This window comes from Cellulophaga tyrosinoxydans (assembly GCF_900176415.1).
Taxonomy (GTDB): Bacteria; Bacteroidota; Bacteroidia; order Flavobacteriales; family Flavobacteriaceae; genus Cellulophaga; species Cellulophaga tyrosinoxydans.
This window is the reverse complement of the sequence record NZ_FWXO01000002.1, coordinates 180,231-197,117: the sequence shown is the minus strand read 5'-3', so window position 1 is coordinate 197,117 and position 16,887 is coordinate 180,231. Positions and strand designations below refer to the sequence as shown.

The 16,887-nt window shown below is 32.6% G+C and carries 16 protein-coding genes; 12 read left to right on the top strand and 4 right to left on the bottom strand.

What is annotated here, in order from left to right; genetic code table 11:
- The first annotated feature begins 2 nt into the window (after window positions 1-2).
- The 4 genes from menA to B8963_RS07855 all read left to right on the top strand — a co-directional run bounded on the left by menA (window position 3) and on the right by B8963_RS07855 (window position 4,870).
- Window positions 3-911, top strand: coding sequence for a 1,4-dihydroxy-2-naphthoate octaprenyltransferase (gene menA / locus B8963_RS07870; protein ID WP_084060968.1), 909 nt, complete (start codon window positions 3-5; stop codon window positions 909-911).
- Window positions 912-947: 36 nt separating this feature from the next.
- Window positions 948-1,709, top strand: coding sequence for a LytR/AlgR family response regulator transcription factor (locus B8963_RS07865; protein WP_084060967.1), 762 nt, complete (start codon window positions 948-950; stop codon window positions 1,707-1,709).
- A gap of 494 nt (window positions 1,710-2,203) precedes the next feature.
- Window positions 2,204-4,159, top strand: a complete 1,956-nt coding sequence (locus B8963_RS07860) for a sensor histidine kinase (RefSeq protein ID WP_234989631.1) — start codon at window positions 2,204-2,206, stop codon at window positions 4,157-4,159.
- 30 nt (window positions 4,160-4,189) lie between these two features.
- On the top strand, window positions 4,190-4,870 hold the full coding sequence (locus tag B8963_RS07855; RefSeq protein ID WP_084060966.1) for a metal-dependent hydrolase: 681 nt from the start codon (window positions 4,190-4,192) through the stop codon (window positions 4,868-4,870).
- Between the two features lie 3 nt (window positions 4,871-4,873).
- On the opposite strand, the gene B8963_RS07850 is transcribed toward B8963_RS07855, so the two are convergent.
- Complete coding sequence (locus tag B8963_RS07850; RefSeq protein WP_084060965.1) at window positions 4,874-5,668, bottom strand: SDR family oxidoreductase; 795 nt, start codon at window positions 5,666-5,668, stop codon at window positions 4,874-4,876.
- A gap of 49 nt (window positions 5,669-5,717) precedes the next feature.
- Between B8963_RS07850 and B8963_RS07845 the strand changes: the two genes are divergently transcribed.
- From B8963_RS07845 to B8963_RS07825, 5 genes are all read left to right on the top strand, one after another.
- The gene (locus B8963_RS07845; RefSeq protein WP_084060964.1) at window positions 5,718-6,770 is read left to right on the top strand and encodes an o-succinylbenzoate synthase; all 1,053 of its coding nucleotides are present in this window, start codon (window positions 5,718-5,720) and stop codon (window positions 6,768-6,770) included.
- Entirely contained in the window at window positions 6,761-7,720 is a 960-nt protein-coding gene (locus B8963_RS07840; RefSeq protein ID WP_084060963.1) for a CPBP family intramembrane glutamic endopeptidase, read from the top strand. Before B8963_RS07845 ends, B8963_RS07840 begins: the two co-directional genes overlap by 10 nt.
- Complete coding sequence (locus B8963_RS07835; protein ID WP_084060962.1) at window positions 7,713-8,777, top strand: AMP-binding protein; 1,065 nt, start codon at window positions 7,713-7,715, stop codon at window positions 8,775-8,777. Before B8963_RS07840 ends, B8963_RS07835 begins: the two co-directional genes overlap by 8 nt.
- Window positions 8,778-8,868: 91 nt before the next feature.
- The gene (locus B8963_RS07830) at window positions 8,869-9,348 is read left to right on the top strand and encodes a Plug domain-containing protein (RefSeq protein WP_084060961.1); all 480 of its coding nucleotides are present in this window, start codon (window positions 8,869-8,871) and stop codon (window positions 9,346-9,348) included.
- 60 nt (window positions 9,349-9,408) lie between these two features.
- On the top strand, window positions 9,409-10,755 hold the full coding sequence (locus tag B8963_RS07825) for a M24 family metallopeptidase (RefSeq protein ID WP_084061292.1): 1,347 nt from the start codon (window positions 9,409-9,411) through the stop codon (window positions 10,753-10,755).
- Here B8963_RS07825 and B8963_RS07820 read toward each other — a convergent pair.
- On the bottom strand, window positions 10,752-12,380 hold the full coding sequence (locus B8963_RS07820) for an acyl-CoA carboxylase subunit beta (RefSeq protein ID WP_084060960.1): 1,629 nt from the start codon (window positions 12,378-12,380) through the stop codon (window positions 10,752-10,754). The two genes, B8963_RS07825 and B8963_RS07820, sit on opposite strands and share 4 nt — an antisense overlap.
- 75 nt (window positions 12,381-12,455) lie before the next feature.
- Here B8963_RS07820 and B8963_RS07815 point away from each other — a divergent pair, with 75 nt between their 5' ends.
- From B8963_RS07815 to ettA, 3 genes are all read left to right on the top strand, one after another.
- Entirely contained in the window at window positions 12,456-13,439 is a 984-nt protein-coding gene (locus B8963_RS07815) for a Gfo/Idh/MocA family protein (RefSeq protein WP_084060959.1), read from the top strand.
- Between the two features lie 87 nt (window positions 13,440-13,526).
- Window positions 13,527-13,703 carry a CAL67264 family membrane protein gene (locus B8963_RS16025; protein WP_200810827.1) on the top strand — a complete coding sequence of 59 codons (177 nt, stop codon included), beginning with the start codon at window positions 13,527-13,529 and terminating at the stop codon, window positions 13,701-13,703.
- A gap of 68 nt (window positions 13,704-13,771) precedes the next feature.
- The gene (ettA, locus tag B8963_RS07805) at window positions 13,772-15,463 is read left to right on the top strand and encodes an energy-dependent translational throttle protein EttA (RefSeq protein WP_084060957.1); all 1,692 of its coding nucleotides are present in this window, start codon (window positions 13,772-13,774) and stop codon (window positions 15,461-15,463) included.
- 72 nt (window positions 15,464-15,535) lie between these two features.
- Here ettA and B8963_RS07800 read toward each other — a convergent pair whose 3' ends face one another.
- Together B8963_RS07800 and B8963_RS07795 are read right to left on the bottom strand one after the other, a co-directional pair.
- Entirely contained in the window at window positions 15,536-16,324 is a 789-nt protein-coding gene (locus B8963_RS07800; protein ID WP_084060956.1) for an MBL fold metallo-hydrolase, read from the bottom strand.
- A 16-nt stretch (window positions 16,325-16,340) separates the two neighbouring features.
- Complete coding sequence (locus B8963_RS07795) at window positions 16,341-16,808, bottom strand: GNAT family N-acetyltransferase (protein WP_084060955.1); 468 nt, start codon at window positions 16,806-16,808, stop codon at window positions 16,341-16,343.
- Between the last annotated feature and the right edge of the window lie 79 nt (window positions 16,809-16,887).

Sequence of the window (16,887 nt, the reverse complement as noted above, 5' to 3'; positions counted from 1 at the left end):
TTTTGAGTAAATTAAAAGCTTGGATTAACGCAGCTCGTCTGCGTACATTACCATTATCCATTTCTGGAATTATTGTTGGCGCATCATTGGCAAACATTTATGGTTTCCAAAATTGGTCTATTTTTCTGCTAGCAGTTTTCACTACAATTAGTTTTCAGGTTACCTCCAATTTTGCTAATGATTATGGCGACGGTGTGAAAGGTACTGATAATGACGACCGAGTAGGGCCTAAACGTGCGCTACAAAGTGGCATATTGTCTCGTGCTGAGCTCAAATCAGGAATCATCATTGCAGTTATAGTTTCTCTTATTTTAGCCATAGTATTGCTTTTTTTAGCCTTTGGAAAAGATAAATTAGGTACAATTCTATTGTTCTTGTTTTTAGCAATAGCAAGTATTTGGGCGGCTATTAAATATACTGTAGGTAATTCTGCATATGGCTATAAAGGATTAGGTGATGTTTTTGTTTTCTTATTTTTTGGGTTGCTTGGAGTGCTAGGTTCAATGTTTTTGTTTACTGGTTACCTTACAGTTTTAGCTGTGCTGCCTGCAATTACCATTGGCTTATTGAGTACGGGAGTTTTGAATTTGAATAATTTAAGAGACCATATTTCCGATCAAAAAGCCAATAAAAATACCTTGATTGTTAAAATGGGTTTTAAAAAAGGAAAACTTTACCATTATTTGCTTTTAGTGGGTTCATTTTTAAGCATGCTTATTTTTACTATTTTGAGTGCTTCATCATTGCTTAATTACTTGTTTTTAATACTTTATATTCCTATTTGTATTCACGCTTTAAAAGTGTATAATACAATAGAACCAAAAAGCCTTGATCCAGAATTAAAAAAACTGGCGCTAAGTACTTTTTTTCTTGCTATTCTCTTTTATATTAGTTTTAATAATTTTTCGTAGATTTGAATCACACAACCTTAATAAACCATACCTAATTTGGAACAGCCTATTAAAATTCTTATTGTTGAAGACAACGTTATTATTGCGGATGACATGCAGTCAATGCTTGAAGAAATTGGCTACGAAATTGTCGATAATGTTATAGTATATGAGCAAGCTGAGGAAGTATTAAAATCAAAGCAGGTAGATCTTGTTTTGATTGACATTATTCTAGCCTCTGATAAAACAGGTATAGATTTAGGAAAGCATATTCGTGAGAAATATAATATCCCATTTATATTTGTTACCTCAAACTCAGATCGTGCAACAGTAGAAAATGCCAAAACAGTAAAGCCAAACGGCTATTTGGTGAAACCTTTTGAACAGCAAGATTTGTATACTTCTATAGAAATTGCGTTATCTAGCTTTAATTATAATGAAAAAGCGAAAGATAGTAGCGATTCTAGCCCAGACAATGGTGATGATAAGCCAATGTCTAATTCGGTTTTAAAAGATTCAATTTTTGTAAAGAAACAACATCTATACTATAGAATTCAGTTCGAGGATATACAATTTATTAAAGCTGATAATGTATATTTAGAAGTAAATACAATCGATAAGAAATTTTTAGTAAGATCTCCACTTAAAGATTATTTAGAAAAGCTACCTGCGAATAAGTTTTATAGAGCGCATAAATCATACATTGTTAACGTAGATCATATAGAAGCAATAAATTCTAAAGATATTATGATTAATAATAATCTAATTCCAATTTCAAAGGAATTTAAAGAGTTTATTATATCTGCAATGAATTCATAAGTTTCAGGGCAACATACAAATTATAAAAACCGATTTTTTTAATCGGTTTTTTTATGCCTTAAACTCGATGAAATGCATGATTATAAAATAATTTAAGTTTTTACCACAAGTATTTGGGCATACACAACAAATCAAAAAAAGTAAGACTTCATTATAGTACTTTTGAAATGTAAATATAAAAGATCCCAAATCTTATCATTTTCATAATTGAATTATAAAGACCGAATAATTTATTGTTCGGTCTTTTAAAATTTAATCTTCTTTAAATTCTGAAAATGTTCGTCTCTTTATAGATTGGCGTATCGAATTGATTGTTATTTTTGTACACCACATATTCAATTCAGTTTACAACAATAATTAAATTAGATTAAACTATTTGTGTTATGTTTGGTTTTATAATGAAATCTATTGACCACAGGCAAATCTTTAGATTAATTTTAAGATCCTTTAAGAGATTATTTTTATTAGAATTATCTAAATCAAACCAATTGAAATTGTTTACAAAAAAAAGTATTTTTTATTGTTTATTCTTCTTCATTATCACGGCAACATTTGCTCAAAGTATTGTGGATGAAGATGCAAATCCTTACAAACTATTTCAAAGCTCACCAAACGCCAATGAAAGACTTCAGTTTTTTCTTAAAACGGAGAATAGGTATAGTCAGAGCTCACCTTTTGAATGGAAAAAAACGTTAGAGGACTATTTAAAACAAGCAGAAATAGCCAAAGATTCAACCGCAATTTTTCAATATAAGTTAATGCAAAGCCAGGTTTTATATGACCTTGGAGAATTTTCAAAAAGTGTTGCCTTATCAAATAATTTATATCAGAAAAACAAGGATATACCTCTAGAGCAGAAGAAAATATTATTAGAACTATTAGATAATAGCTACGAAAATCTTAAACTTTATAGAAAACAAACCGAAGTTAGAAAAGAAAAAAAAGAACTTGGTTTAACCGATAATATAACCTTTTATGATATTTACTCAAATCTTGGCATTCCTGATAAAGCTATGGAAGAGTATATACAAGAGGTAAGTAAAACTTTGGATCCAAAAGATTTTTATGGCAATGCGGTATATAATAATAATATTGGCGTTTATCTATGGTTAGATAAAAATCCGCCAACGGCAATTACTAAATTTAAAAGTGCTGAATCATTTATAAATCTCTATTTAAATAGTGTTGTAGATATTAAAACGGAGAATGAATTGACTAAGGGCAATTTATTAAAAGGAATCATAATTGGCAATATTGGGAAGTGCTATGCTGATTTGAAAAAATTTGACGACGCTGTCTTCTATCTAAAGAAAAGTCTACAGATTATAGACGAATATAGAATGGGAGCTAATTCTTCAGATTTAATAGAAAACACTTTATACCTTGCCGAATGCCAGTTGCAAGTAAACGAATTAGAAAGTGCCAAAAAATTATTAGAACGCGACTTTAAATTTTTAGATGCAGAGAACCAATTGAAACGTAATAAGCTATTTGCAGCATATTATGATAAAATGGCAGACTTTGCAAACGCATCATTCTATTATAAAAAGAATATACGCTTAAGAGATTCTATCGCTTTAAATGAAAGAGAAATAATTGGTCAACAATTAGAAGCATTGGTGCAGTCTGAATTAGAAAATTCTAAGGCATTATATTTAGAGTCTAAAGAAAATTTGGAACGTAAAAGTGATGAATTAGCCGCAATGGATAGCAAAATCAGTACAGTTTATATATCACTAATATTTACACTTTTAGGATTCTCGGGTCTTGTATATGCCTATTTAAGAAGTATTAAAGTACAGCGTATTATCGTAAAGCAAAAGCACATCATTGAAGCCTCGTTAGTGGAGAAAGATTCGCTTTTAAAAGAAATACATCACCGAGTTAAAAATAACCTTCAAATGGTTTCAAGTTTGTTAAGCTTGCAAACTAAAAACACACGAAGTAAGGCGGCTATTGAAGCTTTAGAAGAAGGAAAGAGCCGTGTTAAGGCAATGGCATTAATTCATCAGAAATTATATCAGAATGATGATCTATCTGTGATTGAAATGCAAGGTTATATTGAAAGTTTGGTAAATAGTATTCAATCTGTTTATAAAAAAGGAGGACATAAAATTAATATTACTATTGATGCTGAAGGCGTAGAATTAGATATTGATAGAGCTATACCTTTTGGATTAATTTTAAACGAGTTAGTATCCAACTCTTTTAAATACGGCTTTCCAAATGCAGATGATGAAGGTAAAATTTATATTCATATCAGAAAAATAGATAAGGGTGGTTTCTTTGAATATACCGATGATGGTATTGGATTGCCAGATGATATGGAAGAACGTACTGGATCCTCAATGGGTATTCGTTTAATGAACCGTTTAGTAAACCAATTGCAGTCTACTTTAAATATTGATAAACTAGATAAAGGAGTTCGTTTTTGGTTTAATTTTAAGTAAATTAAAGAACTTATTTAGGTTTTTAAAATTATGAAAATTACATTTTTAGGTCACGCAACTCTTCTAATTAAAACAAAGTTAACTACCATTTTAGTGGATCCTTTTATAACGGGTAATTCCCTGGCTAAAGATATTGTTAATGTAGAAGACCTAAATCCAGATTATATTTTACTTACGCATGCACATCAAGATCATGTTCTAGATGTTGAAGTAATAGCAAAAAAATCCAATGCTATTATTGTGAGTAATTTTGAAATTGCAACATATTATGAAAATAAAGGTTTTAAAGTCCATCCAATGAATCATGGAGGAAGCTGGAATTTTGATTTTGGTAAACTAAAATATGTTAATGCTATTCATACCTCTTCTTTTGCCGATGGTACATATGGTGGACAACCTGGTGGTTTTATATTGACCGCTGATGATAAGAACATTTACATTGCAGGTGATACAGCTTTACATATGGACATGAAACTAATTCCGTATACTTACACCTTAGATCTGGCAATATTACCAATAGGAGATAATTTTACTATGGGCGTAGATGATGCAATTTTGGCGTCAGATTTTGTGGAATGCGATACTGTTTTAGGGTATCATTACGATACTTTTGGTTATATAAAAATTGACCATGAAGCTGCAAAAGCAAAATTTGAGAATGAAGAGAAAAAGCTTCATCTTCTAGAAATTGGAAAATCTATTCTAATATAATAGTTAACGAACATTACTTTTGAGTACTACTTTATGCAGTAGCCTTGGAAAAAATCGTTTTAAATAAACACCCATAATTTCTTTTTTACCAATATAAGCTTCGAATTTACTTTTTTCGATCGCTGCAATCATTTTTTTAGCAAATGTATCAACTGGTAGTCCGTTTTTAGTTGCATCATCTTCTTTATTTTGAGTAGAACCATCTGCGGTTAGTGCATTTTTCGCCACATTTGTTTGAACAAAACCCGGACATATTAAGGTAACGGCAATGCCATCTTTTTCATGCTCCATTCGTAATCCATCAAAAAAACCATGAAGTGCATGTTTAACACCACAATATCCAGAACGGTATGGCGATGCAAATTTTCCCATTAAACTAGTAACCGTTACAAAATGTCCACTTTTTTGTTTTACAAATTCTGGCAAGATAGCTTTGGATAGGGCAACGGTACCTAAATAATTAACATCCATTAGTTTTTTGTACACCTCAAAATCTGTTTCTATAATCAATGATCGTTGGCTTATACCCGCATTATTTATTAGAATATCGACCGAGCCAAAAGCATTAATTGCGGATTTTACGTTGTCTTCCATTTCAGTAAATTTTGAAATATCCATGACCAATACACTAATGTTTTCAGGATAGCGGCATTTTTGCTTCACTCTTTCTAATTCTTCTTTATTTCTAGAAGAAATTATAGTTTTATACCCTTTACTATTATATTGGTAGGTAAGTGCTTCTCCAATTCCGGATGATGCTCCAGTTATCCAAACTACTTTTTCTACATTCACTTTCATTTTCAACTTATTTTAAAGCTAAAATATAACTAAATTTGAGCTCACAAGTATGAAGGCATCCTATAAAAAATACATCCTAGATTTTAAAAGACCAAGTGGAACCTCTCGTGGTGTTTTGAACCAAAAAGAAACTTGGTTTTTAATGCTTCAAAAAGATGGTAAACATGGTATTGGTGAATGTGGTATTCTCAGAGGTTTAAGCTATGACGATGTTCCAGATTATGAGGAAAAGTTGAAATGGACCTGTGCTAATATTCATTTAGGAAAAGACGCTTTATGGAATGAATTACAAAAGTATCCTAGCATACAATTTGGTGTAGAGCAAGCTTTTTTATCATTCACTTCTAAAGATCCGTTTGAGTTATTTCCATCAGAATTTCTTACCAGTCAAACTCCCATTTTAATAAACGGACTTATTTGGATGGGTAGTAAAGACTATATGCTAGAGCAAATACAACGAAAGCTGCAAGAAGGATTTAAGTGTATTAAAATGAAAATAGGTGCTATTGATTTTGATACCGAAATAAAACTATTAGCATCTATTCGTGAGAAATACAGTAAAGAAGAAATAGAGCTTCGTGTAGATGCTAATGGTGCTTTTAATTCTACTGATGTATTAGCTAAGCTTGAGCGTTTGTCTGAATTTGATTTACACTCTATTGAGCAACCAATTAAACCTGGTAATTGGCTTAAAATGAAAGAATTGTGCGCTAAAACGCCATTGCCAATTGCATTAGATGAAGAATTAATCGGTGTAATAGATATTACAGAAAAGCGTAATCTACTGAAGACAATTCAACCACAATATATTATTTTAAAACCTAGTTTAGTTGGTGGATTTAAAGGTAGTGAGGAGTGGATTACACTAGCTGAAGAGCATAATATAGATTGGTGGATTACAAGTGCATTGGAAAGTAATATTGGATTAAATGCTATAGCACAATGGACATACACGTTAGGTAATAAATTGCCACAAGGCTTAGGAACGGGTAGTTTGTACACCAATAACTTTGATAGCCCATTAACAGTAACTAAAGGACAACTTTTTTATAATAAAAACAGTAATTGGAAAGAAAATTTAATAGATGATTTATGTATATAGAGCAAGGTTATAAGGGCAAAATTGGACTTTGGAAATATTGGATTTTACCAGTAGGTTTTATTTTATTTATGATAGCAAATTATTTGGCAACACTAATGTCCGATGTTAGTGTTGAGGATTCCATGAAACAATTAATTGAACTTTTAGGTACAAATACAGTTTTAGTTATCTTACTATTGCCATTGGTTATTGGTTTATTTGTGGTTTTGGGATGGACAAAATTAGTACATTCGCAAACCATAGTTTCTTTAACCACTTCTCGAAAAAAAATAGATTGGAAAAGAATTTTCTTCGCTTTTGCCCTATGGGGTCTATTAACTATTTTACTTACTGGAGTAGATATTTATTTAAAGCCAGAGGATTTTGTTTTTAGTTTTAAACCCATTCCATTTTTTACTTTAGTAATAATAGGAGTTTTGCTTATCCCTTTACAAACTAGCTTTGAGGAATATTTATTTAGAGGTCATATGATGCAAGGTATTGGACTGATGGCTAAAAATAGATGGATTCCTTTGTTTATTACTTCTATTCTATTCGGTATAATGCATTTGGGAAATCCAGAAGTAGCTAAATTGGGCTTAGGTATAATGGTGTATTATATTGGAACTGGATTCTTTTTAGGAATAATTACTCTAATGGATGAAGGTTTAGAATTAGCCTTAGGGTTTCATGCAGCTAATAATCTGGTTGGAGCACTTTTATTAACTGCCGATTGGACCGCTTTTCAAACCGATTCTATCTACCGTGATGTTTCACAACCAGAATTAGGATGGGATGTTTTCATTCCGGTTTTAGTTGTGTACCCTATACTGCTGTTTATATTTTCAAAAAAATATGGATGGACCAATTGGAAAGAAAAACTATTTGGCAAAGTGCTTTCAGAAGAAGAATTTACTGCAGAACTGCATTCTGAAGATGATTTTTTAGTGGAAATTCCAGATTATGAATAACAATTATAAGGTAATTCATCCACAATTTAGATTAAACGGAATTGCATTTAGTTTTGATGATTTAAAAGAAGTTGGGTATTGTTTAATTAAAGAAGGTCTTCCTTTTGAAATTGCTATTGGTAATTTTTTAATTGATTGGGTAAATGATGATGCCTTCGTGTACGTTAAAACATCTGGGTCTACAGGAACACCTAAACAGATTAAACTAGAGAAGCAACACATGGTTAATTCTGCCATGGCTACTGGTAGCTTCTTTAATCTTAAATCTGGAGATTCTGCCTTATTATGTTTACCAACCGAATTTATAGCGGGTAAAATGATGCTTGTGCGCGCAATGGTTCTTGGCTTAAAACTAGATTATGTGGCACCGAACTCCAAACCATTAGAAAATAATTCGAAAGTTTACGATTTTGCAGCCATGATACCATTACAATTAGAAAACTCAATTGCCCATATAGAATCTATAAAAAAGTTGATAGTTGGTGGAGCCAAAATGTCTACTGATTTAATACATAGGGTTCAATATAAGACTACAGCTGTTTTTGAAACGTATGGGATGACAGAAACTATTACTCATATCGCTGTCAAAGAAATACATAATGCGCAGCAGATTGCTAGTGAAACTTTTAAAGCGCTACCCGATGTTACTTTTAAAACAGATCAGCGGAATTGCTTAGTTATTCACGCACCAAGTATAGCTACCGAAAAAGTAGTCACTAATGATTTGGTTAATTTAATTTCTTCAACAGAATTTGAATGGTTAGGTCGCTTTGATTCTATAATTAATTCTGGAGGTATTAAATTAATTCCTGAAAAAATAGAGGCTAAATTGGCAGCTATAATTAAAGAAAGATTTTTTGTTGCTGGCATTCCTGACGAGAAGCTAGGAGAAAAATTAGTTTTAGTAATTGAAGGAAAGCCTAGAAAAATAGATTTTAGTTCTTTAGAGTTAACACCTTATGAAATACCTAAAGAAGTGTTTTATGCAACTAAGTTTGTAGAAACTGAAAATAACAAAATCCAACGTAAAAAAACGTTGAATTTACTAATCAAGTAATTTTTACTCACTCAAAAGCATACTTCCCTAATTCTCTATTTTGTTTCATCATTTAGTAAGTTAGTTTTACTTCAACTTAAAAACTCAAAAGATGAAAAATATTCTATTTGCAATTTTAATTGGAACAACATTAACTGTAAATGCCCAAATTACGGAGGAAGCTAAAATTTCTACGTTACCCAGTTTAGCACAAAGTAACCCTTCCATAGAGAAAAATAATTTAGAGGCACCAATATATACTACGGTTTGCACAATGCAAACAAAGGTATTGTCACAAACTAAAGAAGTATATCCCTTCAAAATTTATCAAATAGACGGTGCTTCTATAAATACTCAACAAGATATGTATAACGCAATAAGAAGTGCGGTACCTAGTGTTAGCATCACTAACACTAATTTAAATCAAACCCCAATAATTGCTATGCGAGGCGATTCAAACACCATTATCATTGTAGATGGCGTTCGTTATGATGCTTCAATATTAAATTTGTTAAATCCTTCAGATATTGAAAACATAAAAGTAGTAAATGATGTAGCTGGAAGTAATTATTTTTTAAATGGGCGATATTAAGCACCAATATTTTGTATTTTCATGGCTCCTATATAATGTAAATTAACTTTACTAATGACTATGAAAAAACTATTGATATTGCTTGTTCTTTTTTTCTCTCAAACCAATTACGCACAACAAGTTTTACCAGAAAAAGAGCGTGCTAGAGTAGTAGACGGAATATTAGAAGATAGATTTAATATACTCTTGCCACAATTAATGGATGCAGCAGAAATAGATATGTGGATAGTTATTTCTCGAGAATATAATGAAGATCCCGTTATAAAAACTATGCTGCCTGCTACTTGGCTAAACGCTCGCAGGAGAACTATTTTATTATTTTATAGAAATAAGTCTAAAAATATAATTGAAAAATTAGCTGTAGCTCGTTACAATGTGGGCGAAAGTATCGTATCTGCTTGGGACAAAGAAAAACAACCAGACCAATGGAAGCGACTAATGGAGTTAATTGAAGAACGTAACCCCAAAAAAATTGGACTTAATTTTTCCAAGGATCATAATATAGCAGATGGTTTAGATAAAACAGATTATGATGAATTCATGCAATATCTGCCGAAAAGGAGTCATGCTAAAGTAGTTTCGGCAGAACAATTAGCTGTTCGCTGGATTGAGACTAGAACACCAAGAGAAATGGTAATTTATAACCAATTGGTTGATATTACTCATGATATAATTGCAGAAGCTTTTTCTGAAACTGTAATAACCCCTGGAGTAACTACAACTACAGAAGTAGAGTGGTGGATGCGTCAAAAGGTGACCGATTTAGGATTAGAAACGTGGTTTCATCCAACGGTAGATGTGCAGCGTAATAATGAAAAACTGGTAGACCATTTGTATTCCTTTTCAGGAAGACCTGATGATTTAGTGATTCTACCTGGTGATTTATTGCATTGCGATTTTGGTATTACCTATTTAGGCTTGAATACTGATTGTCAAGAATTGGCGTATGTACTGAAACCAGAAGAAAAAGCAGCACCAAAGTTTTTAATTGATGGTCTAAAAGATGGTAATAAGGTTCAAGATTTTTTAACCGTTAATATGATTAAAGGCAAAACAGGAAATGAAATTTTAGCAAAATCTTTGAATGATGCAAAAGCAGGAGGATTAAGACCTGCAATTTACACACATCCCTTAGGTTCCTATGGCCATTCTGCAGGGACTACAATTGGTATGTGGGACTCACAAGATGGTGTTATGAAAGATGATGGAGAAAATTATCCTTTAAACCCTAATACGGTGTATGCTATAGAATTAAACACAACTATCCATATTCCTGAATGGAATAGAGATATTCGTATTATGCTTGAAGAAGCAGGCTTCTATGGTGAGCAAGGCTTCCGATATGTAAACGGTAGACAAACTGAGCTCCTATTAATTCCTCGCGTAAAAAGTCATCAAGGGAATTAAACTTGAATAACGCCTAAATTAAATTGTTTTTCTATAGGAGCGTGATTGGCTGCTTCAATACCCATGGAAATCCATTTTCGTGTTTCTAAAGGGTCAATAATAGCATCTGTCCATAATCTAGAAGCTGCGTAATATGGTGATACTTGATCATCGTATCTATCTTTTATTTTGTTGAATAATTCCGCTTCTTTTTCTGGTGTTATAACTTCACCTTTTTTCTTTAAGGAAGCTTTTTCTATTTGTAAAAGTACTTTAGCAGCAGAGTTACCACCCATTACCGCTAGTTCGGCACTTGGCCACGCAACAATCAATCTAGGGTCATAGGCTTTGCCACACATGGCATAATTTCCAGCTCCATAACTATTACCAACTACAATAGTGAATTTGGGTACAACGGAGTTGCTAACCGCATTTACCATTTTGGCTCCATCTTTAATTATACCGCCATGCTCACTTTTGCTTCCAACCATAAAGCCTGTTACATCTTGTAGAAAAATTAAAGGAATTTTCTTTTGATTGCAATTAGCTATAAAACGGGTAGCTTTATCAGCAGAATCGGAATAAATAACACCTCCAAATTGCATTTCCCCTTTAGTCGTTTTAACAACTTTTCTTTGGTTTGCAACAATACCAACGGCCCAACCATCAATTCTAGCATAACCCGTTAAAATGGTTTTGCCATACCCTTCTTTATATTCTTCAAAGTCTGAATTATCAACTAAGCGCTTTATTATTTCAAGCATGTCATACTGATCTCCTCTAGATTTTGGTAATATTCCATAAATATCTTTTGGATTCTCTATTGGCTTTTCGGGTTGAATTCTATTAAATCCTGCCTTTTCATAATCACCAATTTTACCAATAATGTTTTTTATAGTATCTAATGCATCAGCATCATCTTTGGATTTGTAATCGGTAACACCGCTAATTTCGCAATGTGTAGTCGCCCCACCTAATGTTTCATTATCAATAGTTTCACCAATGGCAGCTTTTACTAAATAACTTCCCGCTAAGAAAATACTACCAGTTTTATCAACAATAAGAGCTTCATCACTCATAATAGGAAGATAGGCGCCCCCAGCAACACAACTCCCCATAACAGCAGAAATTTGGGTAATTCCCATGCTACTCATAATGGCGTTGTTTCTGAATATTCTACCAAAGTGCTCTTTATCAGGGAATATTTCATCTTGCAAGGGTAAATAAACACCTGCACTATCCACTAAATAAATTATTGGTAATTTGTTTTCTATAGAAATTTCTTGGGCTCGCAAGTTCTTTTTTGCTGTAATAGGGAACCAAGCGCCAGCCTTTACGGTAGCATCATTTGCGACAACCACACATTGTTTTCCTTGAATATAACCTATTTTTACTACCACACCTCCTGAAGGGCAACCTCCATGCTCTTTATACATACCATCACCAACAAAGGCACCAATTTCAATTACATCAGCATCATCGTCTAAAAGATAATCTATGCGCTCACGGGCAGTCATTTTACCTTGAGCATGTTGTTTTTCTATTTTACTTTTGCCACCACCAAGCTTTACTGTGGCAAGACGCTTTTTTAAGTCTGATAAAAGTAATTTATTATAATCTTCGTTAATATTGAAGTTGATGTCCATAGTATGCGTATTTTCTTAATCTGGTATAAAGATAAGGAGTAATATTGATTAACTTTGATATAATAAAACTATAAAATGCAACAAAAAATCCGCTGGGGAATTGTTGGACTTGGAAATATAGCCCATCATTTTGTAAAAGATTTGCTGTTAATTGAGACAGCTGAAATAACTGCTGTGGCCTCAAGAACATTGAACAAAGCAGAAGAATTTGCTCAGGAATATGGGATTGAACATACTTTTGGTAGCTATGAAGAATTGTTTAAATGCCATGAGGTTGATGTAATTTATATTGCTACTCCACATACCTTTCATGCTAAATTGGCAATAGATGCTATGTATTATGGCAAACATGTTTTATGTGAAAAACCTTTAGGAGTAAATCGGGTAGAAGTTGAAAAAATGATAGCCGCTGCTAAAGAAAATGATGTTTTTTTAATGGAGGCATTATGGAGTAGATTTAATCCAAGCATTCTTAAAATAACTGAATTAATTACGGAAGGTGTCATTGGAGGAATTAAATATATTAATGCTGATTTTGCTTTCCCTGCGTTGCACAGAGATGTGGAGAATAGATTATTAAACCCTAACCTTGCTGGAGGATCTTTGTTAGATATTGGTATTTATCCAATTTTCTTAGCATACTTATTATTAGGTAAACCAGACAAGATTATGGCATCATCTAAATTTTTTACTACAGGAATAGAAATGCAAACTGCAATGCTATTTGATTATACTGATGCTCAAGCATTATTATACAGTGGTTTAAATTCTAAATCTGAAATGAAAGCCGAAATTTCAGGAACCAAAGGATCCATATTTATAGACCCTAAGTGGCACGAAGCACAAGGTTTCTTACTTGAAATAAATGGAGAGACAATTCATTATGAATTACCAACAAAAGGAAGAGGTTATTATTACGAAATTCTCGAAGTTCATAATTGCTTAATGGATGCAAAACGTGAAAGTTCGCTTTGGAACTTTGAGAATAGCCTAGATTTAATTACTTTAATGGATACTATACGTAAGCAGACTGGTATAGTTTTTCCGTTTGAGGAATAAATTTTAAATTATTCTAGTTAAAAATTTCTTTAAAAAACACGATATTTGGCGTCACCAACGAACTAAAATTTACAAGATATTATGGGAATGAATAAAAACACTGTGCTAGCATGGGCAACTTTTATAATGATTATTGTGGGATTATCCTTAATTGCACTTGGAGCTTTTAGATATTACGAAGTTGCAGGATACGGATTCGCCGCAGTAGGCGTAGGGTTTTTAGCTGTCGCGTGGGTTTTTAATGCCTTAAAGGGGAGAGTATAGCCATTCTTCAAGAATACATCAAATAATCTTTAAAACAACAATTTACAACTTAACACTCATTATTTACTATGTCTGACGATAAGAAAGTAATTTTCTCAATGTCTGGGGTTACAAAAACCTATAAAACAGCAAATACACCAGTTCTTAAAAACATTTACCTGAGTTTTTTCTATGGTGCTAAAATTGGAATTTTAGGTCTAAATGGTTCTGGTAAATCTACTTTATTAAAAATTATTGCTGGAGTAGACAAAAATTTTCAAGGCGATGTAGTTTTTTCACCTGGGTATAAAGTTGGTTACTTAGAGCAAGAACCGCAATTAGACGAAAACAAAACAGTATTAGAAATTGTTAAAGAAGGTGTCGCAGATACCGTTGCAATATTAGATGAATACAATAGCATTAATGATCAATTTGGATTAGAAGAAGTGTATTCAGATCCTGATAAAATGGATAAGCTAATGGCAAGACAAGCCGTGCTTCAAGATCAGATTGATGCTGCTAATGCTTGGGAACTTGATACAAAGTTAGAAATAGCTATGGATGCCTTGCGTACTCCAGAACCAGACAAAAAGATTGGTATTCTTTCTGGAGGAGAACGTAGACGTGTTGCATTATGCAGACTGTTATTGCAAGAACCTGAAATTTTATTATTAGATGAACCTACTAACCACTTGGATGCGGAATCTGTACATTGGTTAGAGCATCATTTAGCAGAATATAAAGGAACTGTTATTGCAGTAACTCACGATAGATACTTTTTAGATAATGTAGCAGGATGGATTCTTGAGTTAGATCGTGGTGAAGGTATTCCATGGAAAGGAAATTACTCTAGTTGGTTAGACCAGAAATCTAAACGAATGGCTGACGAGAGCAAAACGGCTTCTAAACGTCAAAAAACCCTAGAACGTGAGTTGGAATGGGTGCGTCAGGGAGCAAAAGGAAGGCAAACAAAACAAAAGGCACGTTTAAATAATTACGATAAGTTAATGAGTCAAGATCAAAAACAACTTGACGAAAAACTAGAAATTTATATCCCAAACGGCCCACGCTTAGGAACAAATGTTATTGAAGCGGTAGGCGTAAGTAAGGCATATGGTGATAAGTTATTATATGAAGATTTAAACTTTAAACTTCCACAAGCAGGAATTGTAGGTGTTATTGGACCAAATGGTGCTGGTAAAACTACCATTTTTAGAATGATAATGGGAGAGGAGACACCGGATAAGGGCGAATTTAAGGTAGGTGACACTGCTAAAATTGCTTACGTAGATCAGAGTCATTCTAATATAGACCCAGAAAAAACAATTTGGCAAAATTTTAGTGATGAGCAAGAGCTTATTATGATGGGTGGCCGTCAAGTAAATTCACGTGCATATTTAAGTAGATTTAACTTCTCAGGAAGTGAACAAAATAAAAAAGTGAGTATGCTTTCGGGTGGTGAACGTAACCGTTTGCATCTGGCAATGACTTTAAAAGAGGAGGGTAACGTTCTACTTTTAGATGAGCCTACAAATGATCTTGATGTAAATACTTTACGAGCGTTAGAAGAAGGTTTGGAAAATTTTGCTGGTTGTGCTGTAGTGATATCTCACGACCGTTGGTTTTTAGATCGTATATGTACACATATATTAGCTTTTGAAGGCGATTCGCAAGTCTATTTCTTTGAAGGATCATTCTCTGATTACGAAGAAAATAAGAAAAAACGATTAGGTGGTGATTTAATGCCGAAGCGTATTAAGTACAAAAAGCTTATTAGATAATTATCATTAATCTATATAGTAAAATAAAAAAGCTCCTAATTTAGGAGCTTTTTTATTTGGTATTAAATTCAATTAATAATCCATTTTTGGATACCAATCTAGTTGAATTACTTCAATTGATGGGTCGCCCTCGTTTACTAATTTTTTAAATTTGGAAACATCGCTAACATCGGGCTTACCTCTGTAGTGGTAAGGATACACCTGTTTTGGTTTAAACTCTATCACTGCACTAGCGGCACTCTCCTCTGTCATTGTATAGGGTAAATTCATACAAACAAAGGCTTTATCAATGTTTTTTAGTGCACGCATCTCTGTAATATCTTCAGTATCACCTGAGAAATAGATTCTTTCATCACCTTTAGATAAAACATAACCATTTCCTCTTCCCTTAGTGTGAAAATTTAGAGCCTCCTCGCGAAGGTTATACATTGGAATAGCTTCAATTTTAACTCCGTTTAATTCTTTAGTTTCTCCATTGGCTATAATTTCTAGTTGTGAAGCATACTTTTCAGGCATTAAATCAGCTACAGCTTGTGGCACCACTATTCTAACAGAAGTACTATTTAAAGAATCTAAGGTTTCTAAATTAAAATGATCGCCGTGAATATCGGTAATTAATATTAAATCTGGCTTTTTTTGATTTTCATATGCACTTGCTCCTCCTACTGGGTCCACATAAATTGTATTTTCGCCCCATTCTAAAACAGTAGAGGCATGCTCTATGGGGATAATTTTCAAATCGGTTTCTAGATTTTCATTTTCTATAATTTCCGTTTCTTCTAATGAACTTGTTTTTTTTGTATTTTCTTTACATCCTATAAATAGGATACTCAGAAAAATAATTAAGGTTAATTTTTTCATGATTATATTCTAATTTTTAGTTTAATAATAGTTCCATTTTTATATCACTTCTAGCATAAGGCAAGTCTTTTTCAAGTTCTACTTCTTTAAATCCATGTTTTCTATAAAGATACAAGGCGTGAGGTAGTTTCGTACTCGAATACAATATAATTTTATCCCAATTACTTTTTATGCCTAGGTTAATAGCGAATTTTATAAGTTCTTGACCAATGCCAAGACCTTGAAAGTTAAAGTCTACCGCCATTTTACCAAGTTCGTAAATTTTATCTTCTATCTTAATAAATGAAAAACACCCAACAATTTCATTATTAAATTTGGCGAAGTAGATATAACCATCATTTTTAATAATTACATTTTCACAATCATCTAACAGCTCTTTATCTTTATCTTCAACAAAAAAGAATCGTTCGAGCCATGCTACATTCAAATCTTTAAACCTATCCCTAAATTCGGCTTGGAATGGTATTATAGCTACCTTATTCATTATTAATATTTTTTTAAAGTTACCAAATAGTAAAATATATTTTTTAACAAAAAATCTAAAATATAAAAAGAACCGTATA